Genomic DNA, 22,408 nt, shown 5'->3' on the forward strand with positions numbered 1-22,408 from the left:
ACAACCCCGGCCGCCCTATTGGTGGATATCTATAAAAAGCTCACACAACAACAATAATCCGCGCGCCCGGCGGGGCGGCCCCCCCCCGGGCCCCCCCCCCGACGGAGACCCCAGCACAGCAGATGACCTGACTGCACCAAGGGGAAGCCATGACAGCGACGACCGACGGAAGCACCGGGGCCGCGAACCTCCACGCGGCCCCGAACGGCGATCCGACCGAATCTACCCGTACCGCGGACGACGTGATGGCCGTCGCGCGGGACGCCGCGGAGCGCTCGGTGGAGCACCTCCTCGGCAGGCAGGACGAGCAGGGCTGGTGGAAGGGGGACCTCGCCACCAACGTCACGATGGACGCCGAGGACCTGCTGCTCCGTCAGTTCCTGGGCATCCAGGACCCGGACACCGTCCAGGCGGCGGCCCGCTTCATCCGCGGCGAGCAACTCGGCGACGGTACCTGGAACACCTTCCACGAGGGGCCGCCCGACCTCTCCGCCACCGTCGAGGCGTACGTCGCCCTGCGGCTGGCCGGGGACCGCCCGGACGACCCCCACATGCTCCGCGCGGCCGGCTGGGTCAGGGAACAGGGCGGCATCGCCGGGGCCCGGGTGTTCACCCGGATCTGGCTCGCGCTCTTCGGCTGGTGGAAGTGGGACGACCTGCCGGAGCTCCCGCCCGAGCTGATGTTCCTCCCGAAGTGGGTCCCGCTCAACATCTACGACTTCGGCTGCTGGGCCCGCCAGACCATCGTGCCCCTCACCATCGTGTCCGCGAAGCGCCCGGTGCGCCCCGCCCCCTTCGCCCTGGACGAGCTCCACACCGATCCGGCCCGCCCCTGTCCGTCCGGGCCGACCGCCTCCGTGGCCAGCTGGGACGGCGTCTTCCAGCGGCTGGACAAGGCGCTGCACCTCTACCACAAGGTCGCGCCGCGCCGGCTGCGCCGCATCGCCATGAACGAGGCCGCCCGCTGGATCATCGAGCGTCAGGAGAGCGACGGCTGCTGGGGCGGCATCCAGCCGCCCGCGGTGTACTCCGTCATCGCCCTGCACCTCCTCGGCTACGACCTCGACCACCCGCTCATGCGGGCCGGCCTGGAGTCGCTGGACCGCTTCGCGGTGTGGCGTGAGGACGGCGCCCGCATGATCGAGGCCTGTCAGTCCCCGGTCTGGGACACCTGCCTCGCCACCATCGCCCTCGCCGACGCGGGAGTGAGCCCCGACCATCCGGCGCTGGTGAGGGCGGCCGACTGGATGCTCGAGGAGGAGATCGCGCGGCCCGGCGACTGGTCGGTGCGCAGACCGGAACTGACGCCCGGGGGCTGGGCGTTCGAGTTCCACAACGACAACTACCCGGACATCGACGACACCGCCGAAGTGGTCCTGGCGCTCCGCCGTGTCCGCCACCCCGACCAGGCCAGGGTCGACGCCGCCATCGAGCGCGGGGTGCGCTGGAACCTCGGCATGCAGTCCCGCAACGGCGCCTGGGGCGCCTTCGACGCGGACAACACCAGCCCGTTCCCCAACCGGCTGCCGTTCTGCGACTTCGGCGAGGTCATCGACCCGCCGTCGGCCGACGTCACCGGCCACGTGGTCGAGATGCTCGCCGTCGAGGGGCGGTCGCACGACCCGCGCACCCGGCGGGGCGTCGAGTGGCTGCTCGCCGAACAGGAGACGAGCGGGGCGTGGTTCGGCCGCTGGGGCGTCAACTACATCTACGGGACGGGCTCCGTGGTGCCCGCGCTGATCGCGGCGGGCCTGCCGGCCGCGCACCCCGCGGTGCGCCGGGCCGTGGACTGGCTGGTGTCCGTGCAGAACGACGACGGAGGCTGGGGCGAGGACCTGCGCTCCTACCGCGAGGAGAAGTGGATCGGCCACGGCAGCTCGACCGCCTCGCAGACCGGCTGGGCCCTCCTCGCCCTGCTCGCCGCGGGGGAGCGGGAGACCAGGTCCGTGGAGCGGGGGGTCGCCTGGCTGGCCGCGACCCAGCAGGCCGACGGCTCCTGGGACGAACCGCACTTCACCGGAACCGGTTTCCCCTGGGACTTTTCCATCAACTACCACCTCTACCGGCAGGTGTTCCCCCTCACCGCGCTCGGCCGGTACGTCTACGGGGACCCCTTCGCCACCGCCGCCGCCATCGGCGCCGGCACCGGCAAGGGGGCCTGACCCCGTGGGTGGCGCGCAGGTGCCGCCCGGTCCCGCCACACCGCTGCTCATCGCCTGCGCCCTGGGCATCGAGCGTCTCGCCCTGCGCACCGGCAGGAGGGGCGGTGAGGCGGGTCCCGGGCCCGTCAGCATCATCAGGTCCGGGATGGGCCCCCGGAACGCGGAGAGCGCCGTGCGGCGGGCACTCGGGCTGCCGGGGGCCGGCGGCACGGCGGTGATCGCCTCCGGCTTCTGCGCCGGGCTGGAGCCCGGCATGCACCCGGGGGACCTCGTGGTGGCCGAGGAGACACGGGACGGCGGTGGCACGACGGCCTGCACCGGTACCGGCCTGCTGGTCGACGCGCTGGTCCGGGCGCTGCCCGGACGCACGGTCCACACCGGCCCGCTGGCCGGGTCCGGACACGTCGTGCGGGGGCCCGAGCGGGCCGGGCTCATGGCCACCGGGGCCGTCGCGGTGGACATGGAGTCCGCGGCCACCCTGCGCACCGCCCTGCGGACCGGACCGCGGCCTGTTGCGGCCGTACGGGTGGTCGTGGACGCTCCAGAGCATGAGCTCGTCCGTATCGGCACGGTGCGCGGTGGAATATCGGCATTCCGCGTTCTTCGTGCCGTCCTGCCGGCTTTCCATGAATGGCACCGATCTTTGCTGCTCCCCAGGAGGTGAGCCCAGATGGCCATGCCACTCCGTCAGACCATCAAGGTTGCGACGTATCTCTTCGAACAGAAGCTCCGCAAACGTGAGAAGTTCCCGCTCATCGTGGAGCTCGAACCCTTGTTCGCCTGCAATCTCGCGTGCGAGGGCTGCGGGAAGATCCAGCACCCGGCCGGGGTCCTCAAGCAGCGCATGCCGGTCGCCCAGGCGGTCGGCGCGGTGCTGGAGTCGGGCGCCCCGATGGTGTCCATCGCCGGCGGCGAACCGCTGATGCACCCGCAGATCGACGAGATCGTGCGCCAGCTGGTGGCCAAGAAGAAGTACGTCTTCCTCTGCACCAACGCCATGCTGATGCGCAAGAAGCTCGACAAGTTCACCCCCTCGCCCTACTTCGCCTTCGCCGTGCACATCGACGGACTGCGCGAGCGGCACGACGAATCGGTCGCCAAGGAAGGCGTCTTCGACGAGGCGGTCGAGGCCATGAAGGAGGCCAAGCGGCGCGGCTTCCGGGTCACCACCAACTCCACCTTCTTCAACACCGACACCCCCCAGACCGTCATCGAGGTGCTCAACTACCTCAACGACGAGCTGAAGGTCGACGAGATGATGATCTCGCCCGCCTACGCCTACGAGAAGGCGCCCGACCAGGAGCACTTCCTGGGGGTCGAGCAGACCCGCGAGCTCTTCAAGAAGTCCTTCGCCGGCGGCAACCGCGCCCGCTGGCGCCTCAACCACTCGCCGCTCTTCCTCGACTTCCTGGAGGGCAAGGCCGACTTCCCCTGCACGGCCTGGGCGATCCCCAACTACTCCCTCTTCGGCTGGCAGCGGCCCTGCTACCTGATGAGCGACGGCTACGTCCCCACCTACCGCGAGCTCATCGAGGACACCGACTGGGACAAGTACGGCCGGGGCAAGGACCCGCGCTGCGCCAACTGCATGGCCCACTGCGGCTACGAGCCCACCGCGGTCCTCGCCACCATGGGCTCGCTGAAGGAGTCCCTGCGCGCGGCCCGGGAGACCGCCGGCGGCGGCCGGTGACCCCGTGACCGAGGGAGAGCCGGGGCGTCCCCGGGTCTCCCCGGGCCGCCCGCGGCGCGCCGCCGCGCGCGGCGCCACCGGGCCGCGGGAAGCCGGGCGCGGCCCGGAGGCGGGGAACCCCGGCGGGGTCCCCGCAGTGCACGTGAGCCGATGACAGGACCAGAGAGAGGGGGCCCGGACGTGACCATGCTGGAGTCCATCAAGGGGCCGCAGGACCTCAAGGCCCTGAGCCGGCCGGAACTCGGTGAACTCGCCGAGGAGATCAGGACGTTCCTCGTCCGCGCGGTGGCGAGGACGGGCGGTCATCTCGGCCCGAACCTCGGGGTCGTCGAACTGACGCTGGCCCTCCACCGGGTCTTCGACTCGCCCGACGACCGCATCCTCTGGGACACCGGGCACCAGAGCTACGTCCACAAGCTGCTGACCGGACGCCAGGACTTCTCCACGCTGCGCGGCCGGGGCGGCCTCTCCGGCTACCCGTCCCGCGAGGAGTCCGCGCACGACGTCATCGAGAACTCCCACGCCTCCACCGTGCTCGGCTGGGCCGACGGCCTCGCCAAGGCCGACCAGGTGCTGGGACGGCGGCGTCACGTGGTGGCGGTGACCGGGGACGGCGCCCTCACCGGCGGCATGGCCTGGGAGGCGCTGAACAACATCGCCGCGGCCGGGGACCGCCCGCTCGTCATCGTGGTGAACGACAACGCGCGCTCGTACGCCCCCACCATCGGCGGGCTCGCCGACCACCTCGCCGTGCTGCGCACCACCGACGGCTACGAGCGCTTCCTGTCCTGGGGCAAGGACGTGCTCCGGCAGACCCCCGTCATCGGACAGCCGCTGTACGGCTCGCTGCACGGGGCGAAGAAGGGCTTCAAGGACACCTTCGCCCCGCAGGGCATGTTCGAGGACCTGGGGCTCAAGTACGTCGGTCCGGTCGACGGCCACGACACCGAGGCGGTCGAGTCGGCGCTGCACCGGGCCAAGCGGTTCGGCGGCCCGGTCCTGGTGCACTGCATCACGGAGAAGGGCCGGGGCTTCCCGCCCGCGCTGGCCGACGACGCCGACCGCTTCCACACCGTCGGCAGGATGGACCCGCACACCTGCGAACCGCTCGTCGTGCCGGCCGCTCCGTCCTGGACCGCGGTGTTCGGCGACGAGATCGCGGAGATCGGCGCCGAGCGGCCCGACGTCGTCGCGATCACGGCCGCGATGCTGCACCCGGTCGGGCTGACCCGCTTCGCGCGGGAGTTCCCCGACCGGATCTGGGACGTCGGGATCGCCGAGCAGCACGCGGCGGTCTCCGCCGCGGGGCTGGCCACCGGCGGCCTGCACCCGGTCGTCGCCGTCTACGCGACCTTCCTCAACCGGGCGTTCGACCAGCTGCTGATGGATGTCGCCCTGCACCGGTGCGGGGTGACCTTCGTGCTGGACCGCGCCGGGGTCACGGGCACCGACGGCCCCTCGCACAACGGCACCTGGGACATGTCCGTGCTCCAGGTCGTCCCCGGGCTCCGCATCGCCGCCCCGCGGGACGCGGACCGGCTCCGCGAGGAGCTGCGGGAGGCCGTGGACGTCGACGACGCACCGACGGTGGTCCGCTTCCCCAAGGAGACGGTGGGCGAGCCGGTCGCGGCCGTCGGGAGGATCGGCGGGATGGACGTCCTGCACCGGGACCCCGACCCGCACGTCCTGCTGGTGGCCGTCGGCGTGCTCGCCCCGGTCTGCCTGCGGGCCGCCGACCTGCTCGCCGGGGCGGACATCCGCTGCACCGTCGTCGACCCCCGCTGGGTCAAGCCGGTCGACGCACAACTCCCGGACCTCGCCGGGCAGCATCGGCTGGTGGCGGTCGTCGAGGACAACAGCAGGGCGGGCGGGGTCGGCTGGGCGGTCGGACAGGCGCTGCGGGACGCCGGTGTCGACGTACCGCTGCGGACCTTCGGCATCCCCGACCGGTTCCTCGCGCAGGGCGGCCGCGGTGAGGTGCTCGCCGAGGCCGGGCTCACGCCGGCGGAGATCGCCGGCCGGATCAGCACGGCGCTCGGGCGCCGTACGGCAGCGGGGGACCGCTGCGTGCCGAAGGGGAGCGGGGCATGACGGAACGACGGCCGGGATTCGACCTGGCGCGGCTCCTGGAGGAACGCGGCGCCGACCGCTACGAGCTGCACACCCGGCACCTGAACCACCAGCTGCCGCGGATGCTCCACACCCTCGGTTTCGACAAGGTCTACGAGCGGGCCGAGGGCGCGTACTTCTGGGACGCGGACGGCAACGACTACCTCGACATGCTCGCCGGCTTCGGCGTGATGGGACTGGGCAGGCACCACCCCGTCGTGCGCCGGGCGCTGCACGACGTGCTGGACGCCTCGCTGGCCGACCTCACCCGCTTCGACTGCCAGCCGCTGCCCGGACTGCTCGCCGAGCGGCTGCTCGCGCACAGCCCGCACCTGGACCGGGTGTTCTTCGGGAACAGCGGCACGGAGGCGGTCGAGACCGCGCTGAAGTTCGCCCGGTACGCCACGGGCCGGCCCAGGATCCTCTACTGCGACCACGCCTTCCACGGGCTGACGACCGGGTCGCTCTCGGTCAACGGCGAGCAGGGCTTCCGCGACGGCTTCGCACCCCTGCTGCCGGACACGGCCGTCCCGCTCGGCGACCTCGACGCGCTGCGGCGCGAACTGCGGCGCGGCGACGTGGCAGGACTCGTCGTCGAGCCGATCCAGGGCAAGGGCGTCCACGCCGCGCCGCCCGGCTTCCTGCGGGAGGCGCAGGAGCTGCTGCACCGGCACAAGGCCCTGCTCATCGTGGACGAGGTGCAGACCGGACTGGGCCGGACCGGCGACTTCTACGCCTACCAGCACGAGGAGGGGGTCGAGCCCGACCTGCTCTGCGTCGCCAAGGCGCTCTCCGGGGGGTACGTGCCGGTCGGCGCGACCCTCGGCAAGGACTGGATCTTCAAGCGGGTCTACTCGTCCATGGACCGGGTGCTCGTGCACTCGGCGAGCTTCGGCTCCAACGCCCAGGCCATGGCGGCCGGGCTCGCCGTCCTCGCGGTGATGGAGCAGGAGGAGACGGTCGCCAACGCCCGGCGCACCGGCGACCTGCTGCGCGAACGGCTCGCCGCGCTCGTCGGACGCTACGAGCTCCTGCACGAGGTGCGCGGCCGCGGACTGATGATCGGCATCGAGTTCGGCCGGCCGTCCTCACTGAAGCTCCGCAGCCGGTGGGCGATGCTGCAGGCCGCCAGGAAGGGCCTCTTCGCCCAGATGGTGGTGGTGCCGCTGCTGCAGAAGCACCGGATCCTCACCCAGGTCTCCGGCGACCACCTGGAGGTGATCAAGCTGATCCCGCCGCTGGTGATCGGGGAGCGGGAGGTCGACCGCTTCGTGACCGCCTTCACCGCCGTCATGGACGACGCGCACCACGGCGGCGGGCTGATGTGGGACTTCGGCAGGACCCTGGTGAAGCAGGCGGTGGCCAACCGCTGAGATTTTGCCTCTGAGGCAACTTATTTGCCTCAGAGGAAAGTCGCTGGCTCAATGGGGGCATGAACCCTCCCGACGGCGGGGCGGCCGACGAGCTTCCCGGGATCGCGCCGCGCCTGCGTGACCTGCGCCGCGACCGCGGCCTCACCCTGGAGGCGGCGGCCGGCCGGGCGGGCCTGTCGCCGGCCCACCTGTCCCGGCTGGAGACGGGCCGCAGGCAGCCGTCGCTGCCGATGCTGCTCGGTCTCGCCCGCGTCTACGGTACGACCGTCTCCGAGCTCCTGGGCGAGATGCCCCCCGAACGTGACGCGATCGTCCGCGGCGGCCCGCCCGGTGCTCCTGACGGCACCGAGACCGGTGGCTGGCTCTACCGGCAGGCCGGCGCCCCGGGCCGCGCCATGCAGGCCCTGCGGGTCCGCGTCCCCCACGGGACCGGGGGCGACCTGGTGCGCGTGCATCCCGGAGAGGAATGGCTGTACGTCCTCGACGGACGGCTGAGGGTCGTGCTCGGTGACGCCGTGCACGACCTCGAACCGGGCGACAGCGCGCACTTCGACTCCCTCACCCCGCACCGGATCGCGGCACCCGGCACCGGCGGGGCGCGCCTGCTGTTCGTCCACACGCTGCTGCAGAGCCCGACCGCCGAGCTCTGCCTCGGCGGAGGATCCCACCGGCTCTGATCCGGCGCGCCCCGTACCGTGCGATCCCACCGCCACCCCGGCCCGCAGCGCCGGGAGAGAGGACTGACATGTCCGATTCGGAGCACTACGACCCGCTCACCCCGCGCCGGCCGAGGAGCGCGGACAGCCAGGAGCGGCGGATGCCCCGCGGCGTCGTGATCCGGCTGTTCGCCTACCTGGTGGCCGGACACGTCATCGCGGCCTTCCTCTATCTCCTCTTCACCGTCGCCGGGAAGGGCTGAGCGCCGGTCTCACGCGTCCTCGACGAGCCGCTCGCGGAGCTTCTCGCGGGTCTCCGGACCGATCTTCAGTCCTTCCAGGAGGTAGCGGTCGGTGCTGCCCCAGACCTCCTCGATGGTGGAGAACGCCGCGCTCAGGTACGCGGCCTCCGCGCCGAAGAGCGGATCGAGCAGTTCCATCACCTCGTCGGACATGCCCGCCGCGGAGGTGTCGCTGCGCCGCACCCGGTAGCGGCGGTGCGCGTCGTTCGACTTGAGGTAGTCCGCCTCGATGGCCTCCCGCTCCACCCCGACGGCCAGCAGTGAGACCGCGATCGAGAGGCCCGCGCGGTCCTTGCCCGCGGCACAGTGCATCAGTGCCGGCACGCTGTCCTCCGCCAGTGCGTGCAGCACACGGCTGTGCTCGGCGGTGCGGTCCCTGATGATCGAGCGGTAGGAGGCGATCATCCGTTCCGTGCCCTTGCCGTCGGCCAGGATCGAGCGCAGCTGCTCGATGTTCCCGTCCCGCACCAGCCGCCAGAACTCCACGCCGTCGGCCGGGTCGGAGAGCGGAATGCTGACGTTCCGCACGCCGGGCAGCTCCACGTCCAGTCCGTCGAGCTTGTGGTCGGCCGCGTTGCGGAAGTCGAAGACCGTGTGCAGGCCGAGTCCGGCGAGGAAGGCGGCGTCGGCCTCGGTGGCGTGCGCCAGGTGACCGCTGCGGTAGAGGCGCCCGTACCGCAGGGTGCGGCCGTCCGTCGTCGGCAGCCCGCCGACGTCGCGGAAGTTGCGGACGCCGGTCAGGCCGACCTCCTCCGGTCCGTGGCCGGCCGGCGGGACCTCTGGCAGCTGCGTCACAAGGACTCCTGGAGTCTCGGGCGTCGGCGCCGCTCGCCGACGGGGCACGCCCGCGACGATACGACACCACCGCAGCGGCCGGCCGTCCCGGTCGTCGCGGCGGCGGGTCCGCCGAGCGGCGGAAGATCGCCGTGTGTCCGTATTGGCGTATTTAGGGGAACATGCCCCGCTTGTACGGGAGATGGCGGGAGGTGGGTGAGCGGGATCATATCCGTGACGGACCGTGGTGAAAGCCCCGGTGGGTATTCCCGGCGGGGCGCGGAAAGCCAAGATCCGTAATCCACGGAGTGTGACGGGAATTCCGCACCGGAAATGAAGCGCGGATTCCGTTTGATGGTGCGCGGCTTGTTCGCGGAGTCCGCGCTCGCTTACGGTCACCGTCAATCCGGACGGAACGCCTAATCCTGCCGCCGCCCGGAATCCGCACCGAACTCATGCGTGGCAGGAGCGGGGGAACCAGGTAGGCCGCCGTCCGGAGCGATCCGGTACGGCTCGGGGTCAAGACGCGCACCGCGCGGCCGGGCATCTCCAGTCCGAACCCGACAGCTCACCTCGCAGGCGCCGGAGAGGACATCCCCCATGCCCGCACACGGCAAGCACCGACGTAAGAAGTCCGGCCCGATCTCCCGAGGCGTCCTCGCCGCGGGCACCGGCGGCGCCGTACTCGCCCTCCCGCTGATCGGCGCCACCGGCGCCCACGCAGCCGGACAGGCGGCCCCGGCCACGCCCGTCACCCACGGCGCCTCCGCCCCGGCGGCGAAGAGCACCCCGAAGACCTACTCCGTGGTCCGCGGCGACCACCTGGCCAAGATCGCGACCGAGCACCAGGTCAAGGGCGGCTGGCAGAAGCTGTACCAGAACAACCGCGACGTCGTCGGCGGCAACCCCGACCTCATCCTCCCGGGCATGAAGCTCGTCCTCGGGGCCGAGGGGTCCGGCTCCGCCGGGACCGCGCCCTCCCGGACCACTCCGTCGACGGCGGAGAAGGCGGTCGAGAAGGCCGCTCCGGCCGCTCCGGCGGAGAAGACGGCGGCCCCGGTCGAGGAGACCGCCGCCGAGACCTCCGGCTCCGGCGCCTCGCAGAGCAACGCCTCCGGCTGGACGAGCCCGGTCGAGAACCCCAACGTCACCACGCAGTACCGCGCCTCCGGCGCCAGCTGGTCCAGCGGGTACCACACCGGCTCCGACTTCCAGGCCGCCTCCGGCACCAGCGTCCGGTCCGTCGGTGAGGGCACCGTGGTCTCCGCCGGATGGAGCGGCTCCTACGGCAACGAGGTCGTCATCCAGCACAGCGACGGCATGTACTCCCAGTACGCCCACCTGTCCTCCCTGGAGGTCTCGGCCGGCCAGACCGTGACCGGTGGTCAGCAGATCGGCCTCTCCGGCTCCACCGGCAACTCCACCGGCCCGCACCTCCACTTCGAGATCCGGACCGGCCCGGCCTACGGCTCGGACGTCGACCCGATCGCCTACCTGCGCGCGCACGGCGTGTCCCTCTGAGGCACACCGGACGGGAACCGGGAAGAGGGGCGGTGCGCAGGGCGCACCGCCCCTCTTCCTTATTCCTGCTTTACCAAAAACTGACCGGGTGGTCTTTGTCACCACCCGTCAACCCCTTATTACGGTCGCGTAGGTCACATTCGAAGGTGCAGGATAAGCGCTTGTGGCAGACGATTCGAAAAACAGAAGACAAGGCACCATCGGGTCGTACGCGGCGATCGGCGACAGCTTCACCGAAGGGGTCGGGGACCCCGGACCCGGCGGGACACTCGTCGGCTGGGCGGACCGGTTCGCGGTCCTGCTGGCGGATCAGCTTCCCGTTCCCGACGCGATGGTCGGCCCCCTGGACGACCCGCACGGGTATTTCCGGTACGCCAATCTCGCCGTACGCGGACGCCTCCTCGACCAGATAGTCGCGGAGCAGGTCCCCCGCGCCAAGCAGCTGGCACCTGATCTGGTGAGCTTCTGCGCGGGCGGCAACGACATCCTCCGTCCCGGCTCCGACCCGGACGACGTGGCCGAACGCTTCGAGCGTGCGGTGGCCGACCTGGCGGGCTCGGTCGGCACCGTCATGGTCACCACCGGCTTCGACACCCGGGGCATCCCCGTCCTCAAGCACCTGCGGGGCAAGATCGCCACGTACACCGCGCACGTCCGGTCCATCGCCGACCGCTACGACTGCCCGGTCCTGGACCTCTGGTCCCTGCGGTCCGTGCAGGACAGGCGGGCCTGGGACAACGACCGGCTGCACCTCTCACCGGAGGGCCACACCCGGGTCGCGCTGCGCGCCGCCCAGGTCCTCGGCCTCGACGTGCCGGCCGACCCGGACCAGGTGTGGCCCCCGCAGGCACAGCGCGGACCGCTGGAGGTGCGGCGCGACGACATCCACTGGGCGCGCGAGTACCTCGTCCCGTGGATCGGCCGCAGGCTCCGCGGAGAGTCCTCCGGGGACCACGTCGAGGCCAAGCGCCCCGACCTGCTGCCGCTCTGACCGCACGGGGACCGCGGCGCCCGCCCCCGGCGCGCCCCTCCGGCCCGCCGTCCTCCGGCCCGCCCGGCGCGCGCCCTCAGCGGCCGACCAGCGGGAGCGGCCTCCGGGACGGGCCCGGTGACACGGGCCCGTCCGGAGCGGTCCGCACCGGGCGGGCCGGTATCCGTTCCAGCACCCCGCCCGCGAAGACGTCGTACAGCGGCAGCGTCTCCAGGTGGACGTAGCCGATGTGGCAGTCGCACACGGCGAGCGGGCAGCCCCGCGGTCCCAGCGCGTCACGGAAGCTGCCGTCGTAGAGATTGCCCAGCTCGGCACGGACGAAGTGGCAGCGGCGCACCGTCCCGTCGCCGTCCACCGAGACCACCGACTCGCCCGTCCGGCACGGCAGTCCCGCCGAGCGATGCGGATGCCTGCTGTAGGGGAACAGCGGGTCCAGGGCCGTCCAGCGCTCCGCCTCCTCGTCGGTGTAGGTGTGCCCCTCGGCGGCGTTGACCCAGAGGTACACCTCTGGGTCCAGCGCGGACCGCAGCCGGCGGGCCTCCTCCAGATGCTCGTCGAGGCCGACGATCCCCACGCTGTGACGCACCCCCAGGGCCGTGAGCTCCCGGCACCGGGCGAGGAACCGCTCGTACGGCGTCTGGCCCGGGTGGTAGGTGCACCACAGGGCGACCTTGTCGCGGTCCGCCTCGGCGAGCCAGCCCGTGCGGCAGCTGAGGTTGGTCTGGACGGCGACCCTGCCGACGTGCGGCAGCCGGGACAGCTCGACGAGCGCCCTGCGGTACCAGGACCGCACCAGGCCCTCGCCCCACGGGGTGAACAGCACCGACAGCCGGTCGCCGGTCTGTTCCGCGACCCAGCCGGTGAACCGCTCCAGAGCCGCACGGTCCGACCGCAGCTGCTCCCCGCTGTCCCGCCGCTTGGCGAACGGGCAGTAGGGGCAGTCGTAGTCGCACGAGGCCAGCGGACCCCGGTAGAGGAGGGTCAGATCCGTGCTCACCGGGCGGCTCACTTCGCCTCGTACGCGGCCATCGCGGCCCGCACCGCCGGGGAGAACAGCTCCGGGCCGAGCGCGTCGGAGTGGGCCAGCCCCTCGGGGGAGAGGCGCAGCCGACCGGACGCCCCCGCACCGCCGTGCGCCGGACCGTCCAGCCAGCCGCGCTCGGCGAAGCGCTCCAACTCCTCGGGGAAGTCCTCGTACGGATCCGATCCGAAGCGCTCGCGGTACTCGGCGGACCGCATGCCCTCGGCCTGGAGCAGCGACTGCAGGAGGTGACGGCGGCGCGCCTCCCCGTCGTCGACGTACCGGCCGACCTCCGCGCGGGAGAAGTCCGCGGTCGTGGTGAAGCCGTCGATGATGCCCCGGACCTCCCGCATCTCCACCGCGTAGTCGAAGGAGTAGTGCAGCGACGAGGTGTACGAGCGGGCCCCGCAGCCGAGCCCGATCATGCCGTCGGTCTGGCAGGCGTGGTCGCCCGGACCCGCGGGCGGTGCGTCCGCGCGCCGGAACATCCGCATCGACACCTGTGCATAGCCGTGGGCCAGCAGGTGGTCCCGGCCCGCGCGGTACAGCCGCAGCCGCTGCGCGTCCCAGGCGGTGTCCGGGCCGTCCGGTGCGCCGGCTCCGGCGCCCAGCCGCCCGAGACCGGTCAGCGGGCGCACGTACAGCGGGTAGAGGTACAGCTCCTCCGGGCGCCAGGCCAGGGCGGCGTCCAGCGAGGTGCGCCAGGTGGCCTCGGTCTGCCCCTCGATGCCGTAGATCAGGTCGATGTTGAGGACCGGTATGCGGGCGTCCCGGATCCGGCCGAGGGCCGCCTCCACCTCGGAGCGGTGCTGCGGGCGGACCGCGGCCCGCGCCTCGGCGTCGACGAAGCTCTGCACGCCGATGCTGATCCGGGTGGTTCCCCGGTCGGCCAGCACGGTGAGCCGGTCCGCCGTCGCCGTCGACGGGGAGGTCTCGACCGACAGCGGGACGGCGGTGAGGTCGGCGCCCATCCGCTTCTCCGCGATGTCGCAGAGGCGCTCCAGCTCACCCGCGGTGAGGAAGGTGGGCGTCCCGCCGCCGAACGCCGCGGCGGCGAAGCGCACCGGCTCCTCGTCGCCGAGGGCGTCCCGGACCGCGGTGGCCTGCCGGTCCAGCGCGTCGAGATAGCGCGTCGTCAGCTCCTCGGGGGCGCCGATCCGGGTGAAGAGGTTGCAGAAGCCGCAGCGGACCTCGCAGAAGGGGATGTGGAGGTAGAGGGAGAGCGCGTCCTTGCGCTCGCCCGCCCACAGCCCGCTCAGCAGCGGACGTCCCTCGGGCCGGCCTTCGAGCGGGCGGTAGGCGGTCTTGTGCGGGTAGGCGTAGACGTAGCTGAGGTACGGACTGGTGCTGAGCGCGGTGCCGGTCATCGGGGCGTCCCCTGTTCGAGGAAGAAGTGGGCATAGGGCACGGTCCACACGGCTTCGTGACCGATCCGGTGACCGGTGTAGCCGTCGTCGCCGTACGCCGTGCCGTGGTCGGAGCAGACGATGGCGAAACACCTCCGACGGCTGCTCACCGCCGCGAAGAGGCGCCCGATGTGCCGGTCCACGTATTCCAGGGCCGCGGCGTGGGTGGCCCTGGAGTCCCCGGCGTCGGCCGTGGCGCCGGGCAGGTGGAACCAGTTGGGCTGGTGCAGGGCCGACACGTTGACGAAGAGGAGGAGGCGCTGCCGCGCCGGGAGTCCGGCGACGATCCGCTCGGCCCGTGCGACCTGCTCCTCGAAGGACGTCGGTGAGGCGACGCCGAACTCCGGCTCCCAGTGGCTCTCCTGGAACATGCCGGGCAGCACCGAGCCGAGCGGGGGGCGGCGGTTGAAGAAACCCACGCCGCCCACGCACACCGTCCGGTAGCCCACGGCGGCCAGGCCGCCGAGGAGATCGGGCGACTCGTGGACGAAGGTGCCGTCCGCGGTCGACTCGCTGCCCGCGAACCGGGCGGCGAACAGCCTCGGGTGCGGTCCGGGCGATGCGGGCGTCGGCAGGAAACCGGCGAACATCGCCTGGTGGGAGGCGTAGGTGAAGCTGCCGGGCGCGTGCCTCTTCTCCCAGACCCCGCCGGGCAGGTGCCGGGCGAGATTCGGGATGCGCCCGGCCGCGGCCAGCTCCTCGGCCACGTCGAAGCGCAGGGTGTCCAGGGTGACGAGCAGCAGATCGTGGCTGCCCACGATCGTGTTCATGTCGGGTTGGTGGGGCTGCGTGCCGCGCGTTGCGGGATCAGTGTCGGTCGATGGCACGGTCGTTCCTCGCTCCGTCGTTCCTCGCCCGGTCGTCGGCCGGGCAGCCTGCTGCGCCGGGCGGGCCACCCGGCGGGCCGGTCCTCCTGCCGTCCGCGGCCTGCGGGGCGGTCGCCCGGCGTAGGTCCTCCGCCGGGGCGGCACGGGCGGCCAACCGCACGGCGGCGACCTGCGCGCCGTAGGTGTCCAGCCCCTCCGCGCCGCTGCCCGGCAGTCCGGTCAGACCGGGCAGGAGGTCCCCGAAGGCGTTCACCTCGCCGACGGCGAAGCGCCGCCACCCGGTCGCGGGCAGCAGATCCACGCCCACGCACAGCGTGTCGGGGAAGCAGGCCGCGGCCTGCTCGCACACCGCCAGGGCGGCGCCCCAACTGCCGCCCGCCGCCCCGATCGCGGCCTGTGCCCCGGCCAGGTCACCGCGTGCCCCGCCCAGGTGCAGATTGGTCATCGGCGACCTGCTGGTCCGCACCACGGCATGGGTGGCCCGCCCCGCGACCACCACGACCCGCAGATCGGCGACGCGCCCCCGCTGGGACGCCTTGGGCAGCCAGCGCTCGAGGTGGAGCCCGTCCGGCGCCAGTGCGTCGACCAGCGCCGCCACCTCGCGCTCCGTCGTGCAGTGCCGCACCCGCAGGGAGTTGAACAGCCGGCCCCGCGCGTCCCGCTCCACCGAGGTGGCCGCCCGCACCCTCCCCGGGCCGGCGGTCTCCAGGGCCATCACCCCGGAGGCGGAGGAGCCGTGCGCCGGCTTCAGGAACACCCGCGGCAGCCGGTGCTCCGCCATCAGCCGGCGCACGTCCGCCCACCCTCGGACGGGGTCCGCGGCGGGCCCCGAGGTGGGGGAGTCCGGCACCGGCACCCCGGCGTTGTCCAGCACACCGTGACACAGACGCTTGTCGAACATCACCGCGATGTCCCGCGGACCGTCCAGCAGCACCGCGCCCGCCGCCGCGGCCTCGTGCGCCACCTCCCGGACGGCCGAGGTGAAGCGCGTGTACCAGCGGGCCGATCCCTCGACCCTGGTCGGATCGTCGCCACCGCGCAGCAGCGTGTCCACCTCGGCGTCCTCACCGGGCGAATCGACGCGCACGGTCTCCCCGGGGAGGAAGACCGCCTCTCCCCGCAGCACCTCCCGCCAGGACACCGTGCGCGCGGCGGGCAGCCCCGCGGCGCGCACGGCGTCCTGGAACAGGCCGGTCCTGCGGTTGGCGGGGATCCCGACGACCGCGAGGCGTGGCCGCCCGCTACTCGCTGACGGCGACATAGCGGGCCTCGTCGTCCTCGTCGTCCCAGCGTTCCGCCTCGTCGAGACGCGCCCGGACGTCCGCCCGGGCGCACAGCTCCTCGATGCGGGAGACGAACGGGGCCGAGAGGTAGTGGTGGTGGAGGTCCAGCTCGGACAGGTGGGTGAGCGGCTGACCGTCCAGCAGGGCCTGCGCCCCGGGATCGCCGAGCGTGCCCATCGCGAGGGACAGGGACTCCAGCCGGGCCACCACCGGAGCCGAGGCCAACGCGACGGCGATGTCGTCCTGGATCTCGCTGTTCTGCAGCCCCAGGTGCCGGAGCCGGGGGAGGGAGGCGCCGGAGAGCACGGGCGCCAGGTCCGCCACTGTGGCGTCACCGCCGTACCACTCGGAGCCGAGCCAGAGCTCCAGGTGCTCCAGGGCGGGCAGTTCGGACGCGCCGACGGCGCGGACGACGTGCCCCGGCAGACCGCCCGACTCGAAACGGAGCGTCTTCAGGGCCGCGTGACGCACCGGTCGCAGTCGGAGCCTGTCCTCGCCCGGCACCGCGTCACCGCAGCCGCGCACACCCAGCTCCTCCAGGAGCGGCAGCGCCTCCAGCACGGGAGTCACGTCGCACAGCTGCAGCCAGGACAGCTCGCACTCCTCGCTCTCCACATCGGCGAGGAAGAGCGCGCGCAGAGCGGGGAACCGGTCCGCGTCGGAGACGATCGCCGCGACGACCGGTCCGAGCGGGACGTACTCCCCGTCCCACCACGGGCCGATCACCAGCGCGCGGACCCGGGTCGTGTCGACCTCGTCGAGGAACTGCCGCCACACCTCGCCGAACGGGAGATCGTCGGGCGGGCACTCCAGGCGCCAGGCCACCGAACCGGCCGCGGGCGGAGAGCCCGCCTCCGCGGAGCCGGCCGGCGGCAGGGTGTGGACCGGAAGCCCGTGGAAGGTGTCGAGGTGGATGATGTCGGTCATCGGACCCTCACTCCGCGACCGCGGTGTAGCGGCCCTCGGGGCCGAGGTCGTCCCACGGCTCACAGCGGTCGGACAGGTCGACCGACACCCCGTGCGGCTCGAGGGCCTCCGTGACGCGGGCCTCCATCGACTCGCCGAGGAAGTGGTGGTGCAGGTCGAGCGCGGTGAGGTGGGTCAGGGGCTGCCCCTCCAGCAGCGCGGCCGCCCCTTCGTCGCCCAGGGTGCCGTTGGACAGGTCGAGCGTGCGGAGCTGGGCGACGACCGGCGCCGAGGCGATCGCCGAGGCGATCTCGTTCTGCAGCTCGCTGTTGCGCAGACCGAGGTGGTGGAGCCGCGGGAAGCGGGTGCCGGCGAGCAGGGGCGCCAGGTCCAGGAGGACCGCGTCACCGCCGTACGCCGAGACGCCGAGCCAGAGGTCCAGGTGCTCCAGCGCGGGGAACTCACTGTCCAGCACGCCGCGCAGGGCCTGGGACGGCAGCCCTCCGCTCTCGATGACGAGCTCGCGCAGGGAGTCGTGCTTGACCGCGGGGAAGACCAGATCGGTGCCGCCGCGCACCCCGAGGTGGGTCAGCTCCGGGAAGGCGCTGAGCAGCACCGTGACATCGGACTGCTCGATCCAGGAGATCTCGGCCTCCTCCGGCACCAGGTCCCCGACGAATATCGCCCGGAGCGAGGTCAGCCGGTCCGCGGCGGCGGCGACGAGCCCGATGGGATACGCCGAGTTCTCCTCGTACGCCTCGCCCCACTGGCCGATGATCAGCGCCGTCACACCGGACGGGTCGACGGCTTCCAGGAAGGCCTCGAACTCCTCCTCCCAGGAGGCGTCCCCGTCGTACGGGTTGACGCCGACGCGCCAGGCCGCGGCATCGGCCGGGGGCCGGTCCGCCCCTTCGGTCTCGCGCTGGAAATCGACGGCCGGCAGGCCGAGCAATTCGTGCAGACGGTCCGCGTCGGACATGGCGCTGGGCTCCTGACACTGGGGGGCGACTGATGTCCGCAAGGTTTATCAAGAGCCACTGACAACGAGGTGACCGGGCCCGCTGTCCGACCGCCCGTCACCGGCCCGTCATGCGCCCGCCGGACGGGCGTGCCGATCCCTGCCGAGCCGCCCGCCCGCACGGTGATCCGCCCGGTAACTCCCTCGCCGGGGCGGCGATGTCAGACCCCTCTCGTAGCGTCTTCCCTGTGGCCGGCACAACGGGTGCCGGGACGGAGGGGAGACGTCTGTGTACCGGCAGGGCGACGTACTGATGGCGCGGTTCGAGGAGTCGGAGGTGCCGGCGCACTTCCTCGACGCACCGGGCGAACCGCGCGACGGCCGGGGGAGGCTGGTCCTGGCGCTGGGGGAGGTCACCGGACACGCGCACGCGGTGCAGGGGCCGGGCCGGCTGCTCAGGGAGGCCGGCCCCTTCGGGCCGATGCTGCTCCACCTCCCCGAAGGGGGACGGGTGGTCCACGAGGAGCACGCCGCGATAGCCCTCCCCAAGGGCTGGTTCCGTGTGGTGCGCCAGCGCGAGTACGCCCCGGGCGCGGTCCGCATCGTCGCGGACTGAGCGTCCCGTGCGGTGTGCGCGGCGGTGTGCGGTGCGGGCTGAGCCCCGCCGGGCGGCGGACGGCCCGGTGCGCGGTGGTCCGGATGTGTGTGATGTGCGGTCAGAGAACAGCGACAGGGGACGGGAATACCGATGCAGGACGTGAACGCGTGGCGTGCCGTGGCGGCGGCGACGGGCAGGGCCGACCGGGACGCGGCCGAGGACGGGGTGCGGCGCGCCTACCGCGCCGCGGGACTCGCGGAGCCCGAACGCGTCATCTGGGCGGACTCGCCGAAGGCGGCCGTCGAGGTGGTGGAGAAGCTGACCGGGGCGGGACGCTCGGTGCGCGAGGAGGTCCGCACCCGCCCGTGGGCAGAGGAACGCCGCCGCGTGTACGACGCGTTGGGCCCGGCCGGATGGGCCGCCCTGTGGTCCGCGACCGGGGCGCAGCTGTGGGAGACCACGGCCGCACTGGCCGAGCGGATACGAACGGGCGTCGTCGCCGAGCTCGCCGGCCGGCCCGAGGACGAGTCCGACATCCGCCTGGTGCTGCTCGACGCGGTCCTCGGCCAGCACGACGCCGCGTGGCTCGCCGCGTTCGAGGGCCGGGGCGACCGGCTGACCGGACTGGCGGAGGTCGCCCGGAACGCCGGTTGGTGGTGGCCCTACGAGCACGCCGTGGTGATCACCGAGCGGCCCGAGGCGCTGCACCGGGACGAGGCCGGACGGCTCGACCGGGGCGACGGCCCGGCCCTCGCCTACCCGGACGGGTTCGCCCTGTACGCCTGGCGGGGCATGCCCGTGCCGGCCGAGTTCCTGGACGGCCTGTCGAGCCTGGACCCCGCGCGGATCCGGGCCGAGGAGAACGCCGAGCTCCGGCGGGTGATGCTGGAGCACTACGGCTACGACCGCTACCTCGCGGAGTCGGACGCGAAGCCCGTGCACCGGGACGAGACCGGGATCCTGTGGCGCATCGCGATGGAGGGCGACGAGGACGTCGTGATGGTCGAGGTGGTCAACTCCACGCCCGAGCCGGACGGCACGCACCGCACCTACTGGCTGCGGGTGCCGCCCAGGACCCGGACCGCGCGGGAGGGCGTCGCCTGGACCTTCGGACTGGAGGGGGAGGCCTACGCCCCGGTGCGCCAGACCTGACCGGGCCCGCGACCGGCCCCGGCGGGGCGGGGCCTCCGGCCGGGGGAAGGGTGGGGCAGGCCGGGGGAGCCGGGGCCGCGCCGCTCAGGAGGTGAGGACGGTGTGCTCGATGCCCAGTTCGCGGGCCAGGGCCTCCTCGGTCCACCGCAGCATGGTGGCCCGGGAGAGGGGACCGGCGTAGGACGTCATCTGGACGGCGAGCCCGTCCAGGAGAGCGGTCAGCCGCCAGGCCACGGACATCGGATCGTCGCAGCGGAACTCCCCGGCCGCGGCCCCCTCGTCGATGACCTCGGCCAGCTCCGCCTTCCACTGCTGGTCGAGATCGCCGGCGACCTCGCGCAGCACCGGGTCGCGCAGCGAGGAGGCCCACCCCTCGATCCAGAGCCGCCAGCCCTTGGCCTGGCCGGTCGGCGCGTACCAGCGAACGGCGGCTCTCAGCCGTCGTACCGCGGTGGTGCGGCGGCTCAGCAGTCTGCGCAGATGGGCGAGATCGGCCTCCGCGGCGTACGCGAACGCCGCGGCCACCAGCTTCTCCTTGGACGAGAAGTGGTAGAGCACCAGGGCGTTGCTCACCCCCAGGACGGCGGCCACATCGGCGATCCGGACCGCCGACACCCCACGGACCTCGATCTGTTCGACGGTGGCGCGCAGCAGTTCCTCCCGCCGCTCAGCCACACTCAGCCGTACTCTCGCCACCCGGCCACCCTAACCAACGCCCGGGACCCCGTCCGCCGGTCCGTCCGGGCGTCCGCCCCAGGGGCCGCGGAGTCACGGGACCGACCGGGCCGGCGGAGGCCGTCCGTGTGTGCGGGGCCGCCCGTCCCCGGGTGCCCGTACCGGCCGGGCCGTCCGTGCCCGACCGGTCTACGCGTACCAGCCGAACCGCTCCGCCATCACCGGCAGCCGCTCCGCGACCAGCGCGTGTGCGGCGGCCCGGGGTGTGCAGCCCTCCGCCGCGGCCCGCTCCAGGACGTGGTCGACCAGGGCACGCATGGAGCGGCGGGTGTGCCGGAACGCCTCCTCGGCGTCGGGCCCGATGTCCCCGAACAGCGTCCACCACCACCATGCGTTGGTGGCGGAGTTGACCACCACATCGGGCAGCACCGTGATGCCGCGCCCGGCGAGCAGCGCCTCCGCTTCCGGCAGCACCGGCATGTTCGCGGCCTCGACCACCCAACGCGCGCGGACCGCGGCCTGGTTGACGGCGTCGACGGCGTACGACACCGCGGCCGGGACCAGGATCTCCGCCTCGGCGCCCAGCCAGGCGTCGGCCGGCAGTTCCTGACACCCCGGGCGCAGCGTGCCGCGGTCGATCACCCCGTACGCGTCCCGTGCGGCCAGCAGCGCCTCGACGTCCAGCCCCGCCGGATCGGCGATGGTCCCCAGCACGTCGGCGACCGCGACGACGGTCAGCCCGGCCTCGGAGAGGAAACGTGCCGTCGCTCCGCCCATGGTGCCGAAACCCTGCACGGACACCCGGGTGCCGGAGTACGCCACTCCCTCCCGGTCCAGCGCGGCGAGTGCGGACTCCGCGACCCCGCATCCGCCGACCAGCCCGTCCAGGCCGATCCCGCCGACCGTGACCCCGAAGGCGTCCGCGAGCCGCCGCCGAGCCGCCGTCTCGTCGTCCAGCAGCGGGTGGACCGCCTGGACGGTGGACACGAGCCCGGCCTCCGCGGCGGCCCGGTCGACCAGGTCCTGACTGAGCCCGAGGTCCTCCCCGGTCGTCCAGACGTTCTCCACGTACGGGCGCACGGCCCGCAGGAACCGCACGAGGACCCCGTGGGCGGCCGGGTCCCGCGGGTCGCAGTCGATGCCGCCCTTCGCCCCGCCCAGGGGCACGTAGCGCGACGGCGGGCCGTCGGGGTCGAAGTGCAGGGCCTCCTTCATGGTCATGCCCCGCGCCAGGCCGGTCACCTCGGCCAGGGTGCAGCCCTTGCGCATCCGCAGACCGCCGCTCGACACCCCGCGCACCAGCCGGTCGACGACGAGGTACCCGACCGTGCCGGTGACATGGTCCGTCCAGGTCAGGGAGATCAGCGGGGCGGGGGCGGGGGACGGCACGGAACGGCTCCTGGCTCATCTGGCGCGATGTACTGAACAGTCAGTCAGTATCGGGAGGTGGTAGGGGGGTGTCAACGCACCCCCGGCGACGGATGTGACGGTGTCGTCCCCCGGATGCGGAATCCTTCGGCGTGCACGGACGTTGGACTCGGCATGACGGACATCGATTCCGCGCGCGAGGCGCTGCTCCGACTCCTCGGGCAGCACGCCGGCGGAGTGCTGGTCACCCTCAAGCGTGACGGCAGGCCCCAGCTGTCGAACGTGAACCACGCCTACTACCCCGACGAGGGGGTGATCCGCGTCTCCCTCACCGAGGACCGTGTGAAGACCCGCAACCTCCGCCGGGACCCGCGGGCGGCCTACCACGTGACGAGCGACGACCGGTGGGCGTGGACCGCGGCCGACGCCACCGCCGAGCTGACGCCGCCCGCGGCCGATCCGCACGACGCCGTGGTGGAACAGCTGATCGCGCTCTACCGGGACGTCCAGGGCGAACACCCCGACTGGGACGACTACCGTCGCGCGATGGTCCGGGACCGCAGAGTGGTCCTGACCCTGAGGATCGAACACGTCTACGGCCAGCCGCGTGCCTGACGCGGCACCCGCGACGGGAGC

General features: G+C 72.9%; 21 protein-coding genes and 1 riboswitch. Of the genes, 12 read left to right on the top strand and 9 right to left on the bottom strand.

Features of this window, described 5'->3' with window-relative positions:
• The first annotated feature begins 149 nt into the window (after positions 1-149).
• The 7 genes from shc to ABZ172_RS02280 all read left to right on the top strand — a co-directional run bounded on the left by shc (position 150) and on the right by ABZ172_RS02280 (position 8,253).
• Positions 150-2,162, top strand: a complete 2,013-nt coding sequence (shc, locus tag ABZ172_RS02250; RefSeq protein ID WP_356879239.1) for a squalene--hopene cyclase — start codon at positions 150-152, stop codon at positions 2,160-2,162.
• A gap of 4 nt (positions 2,163-2,166) precedes the next feature.
• On the top strand, positions 2,167-2,826 hold the full coding sequence (locus ABZ172_RS02255; RefSeq protein ID WP_356879241.1) for a 1-hydroxy-2-methyl-2-butenyl 4-diphosphate reductase: 660 nt from the start codon (positions 2,167-2,169) through the stop codon (positions 2,824-2,826).
• A gap of 6 nt (positions 2,827-2,832) precedes the next feature.
• Positions 2,833-3,852, top strand: coding sequence for an adenosyl-hopene transferase HpnH (gene hpnH, locus ABZ172_RS02260; protein ID WP_356879243.1), 1,020 nt, complete (start codon positions 2,833-2,835; stop codon positions 3,850-3,852).
• Positions 3,853-4,032: 180 nt separating this feature from the next.
• Positions 4,033-5,943 carry a 1-deoxy-D-xylulose-5-phosphate synthase gene (dxs, locus tag ABZ172_RS02265; RefSeq protein WP_356879245.1) on the top strand — a complete coding sequence of 637 codons (1,911 nt, stop codon included), beginning with the start codon at positions 4,033-4,035 and terminating at the stop codon, positions 5,941-5,943.
• Positions 5,940-7,334, top strand: coding sequence for an aspartate aminotransferase family protein (locus ABZ172_RS02270; protein ID WP_356879247.1), 1,395 nt, complete (start codon positions 5,940-5,942; stop codon positions 7,332-7,334). Before dxs ends, ABZ172_RS02270 begins: the two co-directional genes overlap by 4 nt.
• 59 nt (positions 7,335-7,393) lie before the next feature.
• On the top strand, positions 7,394-8,011 hold the full coding sequence (locus ABZ172_RS02275) for an XRE family transcriptional regulator (RefSeq protein WP_356879249.1): 618 nt from the start codon (positions 7,394-7,396) through the stop codon (positions 8,009-8,011).
• 68 nt (positions 8,012-8,079) lie between these two features.
• The gene (locus tag ABZ172_RS02280; RefSeq protein ID WP_356879251.1) at positions 8,080-8,253 is read left to right on the top strand and encodes a DUF6126 family protein; all 174 of its coding nucleotides are present in this window, start codon (positions 8,080-8,082) and stop codon (positions 8,251-8,253) included.
• Positions 8,254-8,262: 9 nt separating this feature from the next.
• On the opposite strand, the gene ABZ172_RS02285 is transcribed toward ABZ172_RS02280, so the two are convergent.
• Positions 8,263-9,087 (bottom strand): tyrosine-protein phosphatase, encoded by an 825-nt coding sequence (locus tag ABZ172_RS02285; protein ID WP_356879253.1) that lies wholly within the window; start codon positions 9,085-9,087, stop codon positions 8,263-8,265.
• A gap of 414 nt (positions 9,088-9,501) precedes the next feature.
• Positions 9,502-9,661: riboswitch (cyclic di-AMP (ydaO/yuaA leader) on the top strand.
• Positions 9,662-9,666: 5 nt separating this feature from the next.
• On the opposite strand from ABZ172_RS02285, the gene ABZ172_RS02290 reads away from it, so the two are divergent.
• Positions 9,667-10,587, top strand: a complete 921-nt coding sequence (locus tag ABZ172_RS02290; RefSeq protein ID WP_356879255.1) for a LysM peptidoglycan-binding domain-containing M23 family metallopeptidase — start codon at positions 9,667-9,669, stop codon at positions 10,585-10,587.
• A gap of 163 nt (positions 10,588-10,750) precedes the next feature.
• On the top strand, positions 10,751-11,578 hold the full coding sequence (locus ABZ172_RS02295) for an SGNH/GDSL hydrolase family protein (RefSeq protein WP_356879257.1): 828 nt from the start codon (positions 10,751-10,753) through the stop codon (positions 11,576-11,578).
• 76 nt (positions 11,579-11,654) lie between these two features.
• Here the strand turns inward: ABZ172_RS02295 and ABZ172_RS02300 are convergent, their stop codons facing one another.
• The 6 genes from ABZ172_RS02300 to ABZ172_RS02325 are packed head-to-tail and all read right to left on the bottom strand — an operon-like array spanning position 11,655 to position 18,000.
• Positions 11,655-12,575: an STM4011 family radical SAM protein gene (locus tag ABZ172_RS02300; RefSeq protein WP_356879259.1), complete on the bottom strand. Its 921-nt coding sequence runs from the start codon at positions 12,573-12,575 to the stop codon at positions 11,655-11,657.
• 8 nt (positions 12,576-12,583) lie between these two features.
• Positions 12,584-13,966 (bottom strand): STM4012 family radical SAM protein, encoded by a 1,383-nt coding sequence (locus ABZ172_RS02305; protein WP_356879261.1) that lies wholly within the window; start codon positions 13,964-13,966, stop codon positions 12,584-12,586.
• Complete coding sequence (locus ABZ172_RS02310) at positions 13,963-14,775, bottom strand: STM4013/SEN3800 family hydrolase (protein ID WP_356879263.1); 813 nt, start codon at positions 14,773-14,775, stop codon at positions 13,963-13,965. The genes ABZ172_RS02305 and ABZ172_RS02310 overlap by 4 nt, the downstream gene beginning before the upstream one ends.
• Before the next feature lie 37 nt (positions 14,776-14,812).
• Positions 14,813-16,093 carry an STM4014 family protein gene (locus ABZ172_RS02315; RefSeq protein WP_356879265.1) on the bottom strand — a complete coding sequence of 427 codons (1,281 nt, stop codon included), beginning with the start codon at positions 16,091-16,093 and terminating at the stop codon, positions 14,813-14,815.
• On the bottom strand, positions 16,074-17,042 hold the full coding sequence (locus ABZ172_RS02320) for an STM4015 family protein (protein ID WP_356879267.1): 969 nt from the start codon (positions 17,040-17,042) through the stop codon (positions 16,074-16,076). The genes ABZ172_RS02315 and ABZ172_RS02320 overlap by 20 nt, the downstream gene beginning before the upstream one ends.
• A 7-nt stretch (positions 17,043-17,049) precedes the next feature.
• On the bottom strand, positions 17,050-18,000 hold the full coding sequence (locus tag ABZ172_RS02325) for an STM4015 family protein (protein ID WP_356879269.1): 951 nt from the start codon (positions 17,998-18,000) through the stop codon (positions 17,050-17,052).
• 268 nt (positions 18,001-18,268) lie between these two features.
• On the opposite strand from ABZ172_RS02325, the gene ABZ172_RS02330 reads away from it, so the two are divergent.
• Both ABZ172_RS02330 and ABZ172_RS02335 read left to right on the top strand, forming a co-directional pair.
• Positions 18,269-18,595, top strand: coding sequence for a hypothetical protein (locus ABZ172_RS02330; protein WP_356879271.1), 327 nt, complete (start codon positions 18,269-18,271; stop codon positions 18,593-18,595).
• A gap of 132 nt (positions 18,596-18,727) precedes the next feature.
• Positions 18,728-19,729: a DUF6745 domain-containing protein gene (locus tag ABZ172_RS02335; protein ID WP_356879273.1), complete on the top strand. Its 1,002-nt coding sequence runs from the start codon at positions 18,728-18,730 to the stop codon at positions 19,727-19,729.
• A gap of 84 nt (positions 19,730-19,813) precedes the next feature.
• On the opposite strand, the gene ABZ172_RS02340 is transcribed toward ABZ172_RS02335, so the two are convergent.
• Together ABZ172_RS02340 and ABZ172_RS02345 are read right to left on the bottom strand one after the other, a co-directional pair.
• Positions 19,814-20,425: a TetR/AcrR family transcriptional regulator gene (locus tag ABZ172_RS02340; protein ID WP_356879275.1), complete on the bottom strand. Its 612-nt coding sequence runs from the start codon at positions 20,423-20,425 to the stop codon at positions 19,814-19,816.
• Positions 20,426-20,593: 168 nt separating this feature from the next.
• Positions 20,594-21,793 (bottom strand): Glu/Leu/Phe/Val dehydrogenase dimerization domain-containing protein, encoded by a 1,200-nt coding sequence (locus ABZ172_RS02345; protein WP_356879277.1) that lies wholly within the window; start codon positions 21,791-21,793, stop codon positions 20,594-20,596.
• A 153-nt stretch (positions 21,794-21,946) separates the two neighbouring features.
• Between ABZ172_RS02345 and ABZ172_RS02350 the strand changes: the two genes are divergently transcribed.
• Positions 21,947-22,387 (top strand): PPOX class F420-dependent oxidoreductase, encoded by a 441-nt coding sequence (locus ABZ172_RS02350; RefSeq protein WP_356879279.1) that lies wholly within the window; start codon positions 21,947-21,949, stop codon positions 22,385-22,387.
• The last annotated feature ends 21 nt before the right edge of the window (positions 22,388-22,408 follow it).

The organism is Streptomyces sp. NPDC006296 (assembly GCF_040613235.1).
In the GTDB taxonomy this organism is placed as follows: Bacteria; Actinomycetota; Actinomycetes; order Streptomycetales; family Streptomycetaceae; genus Streptomyces.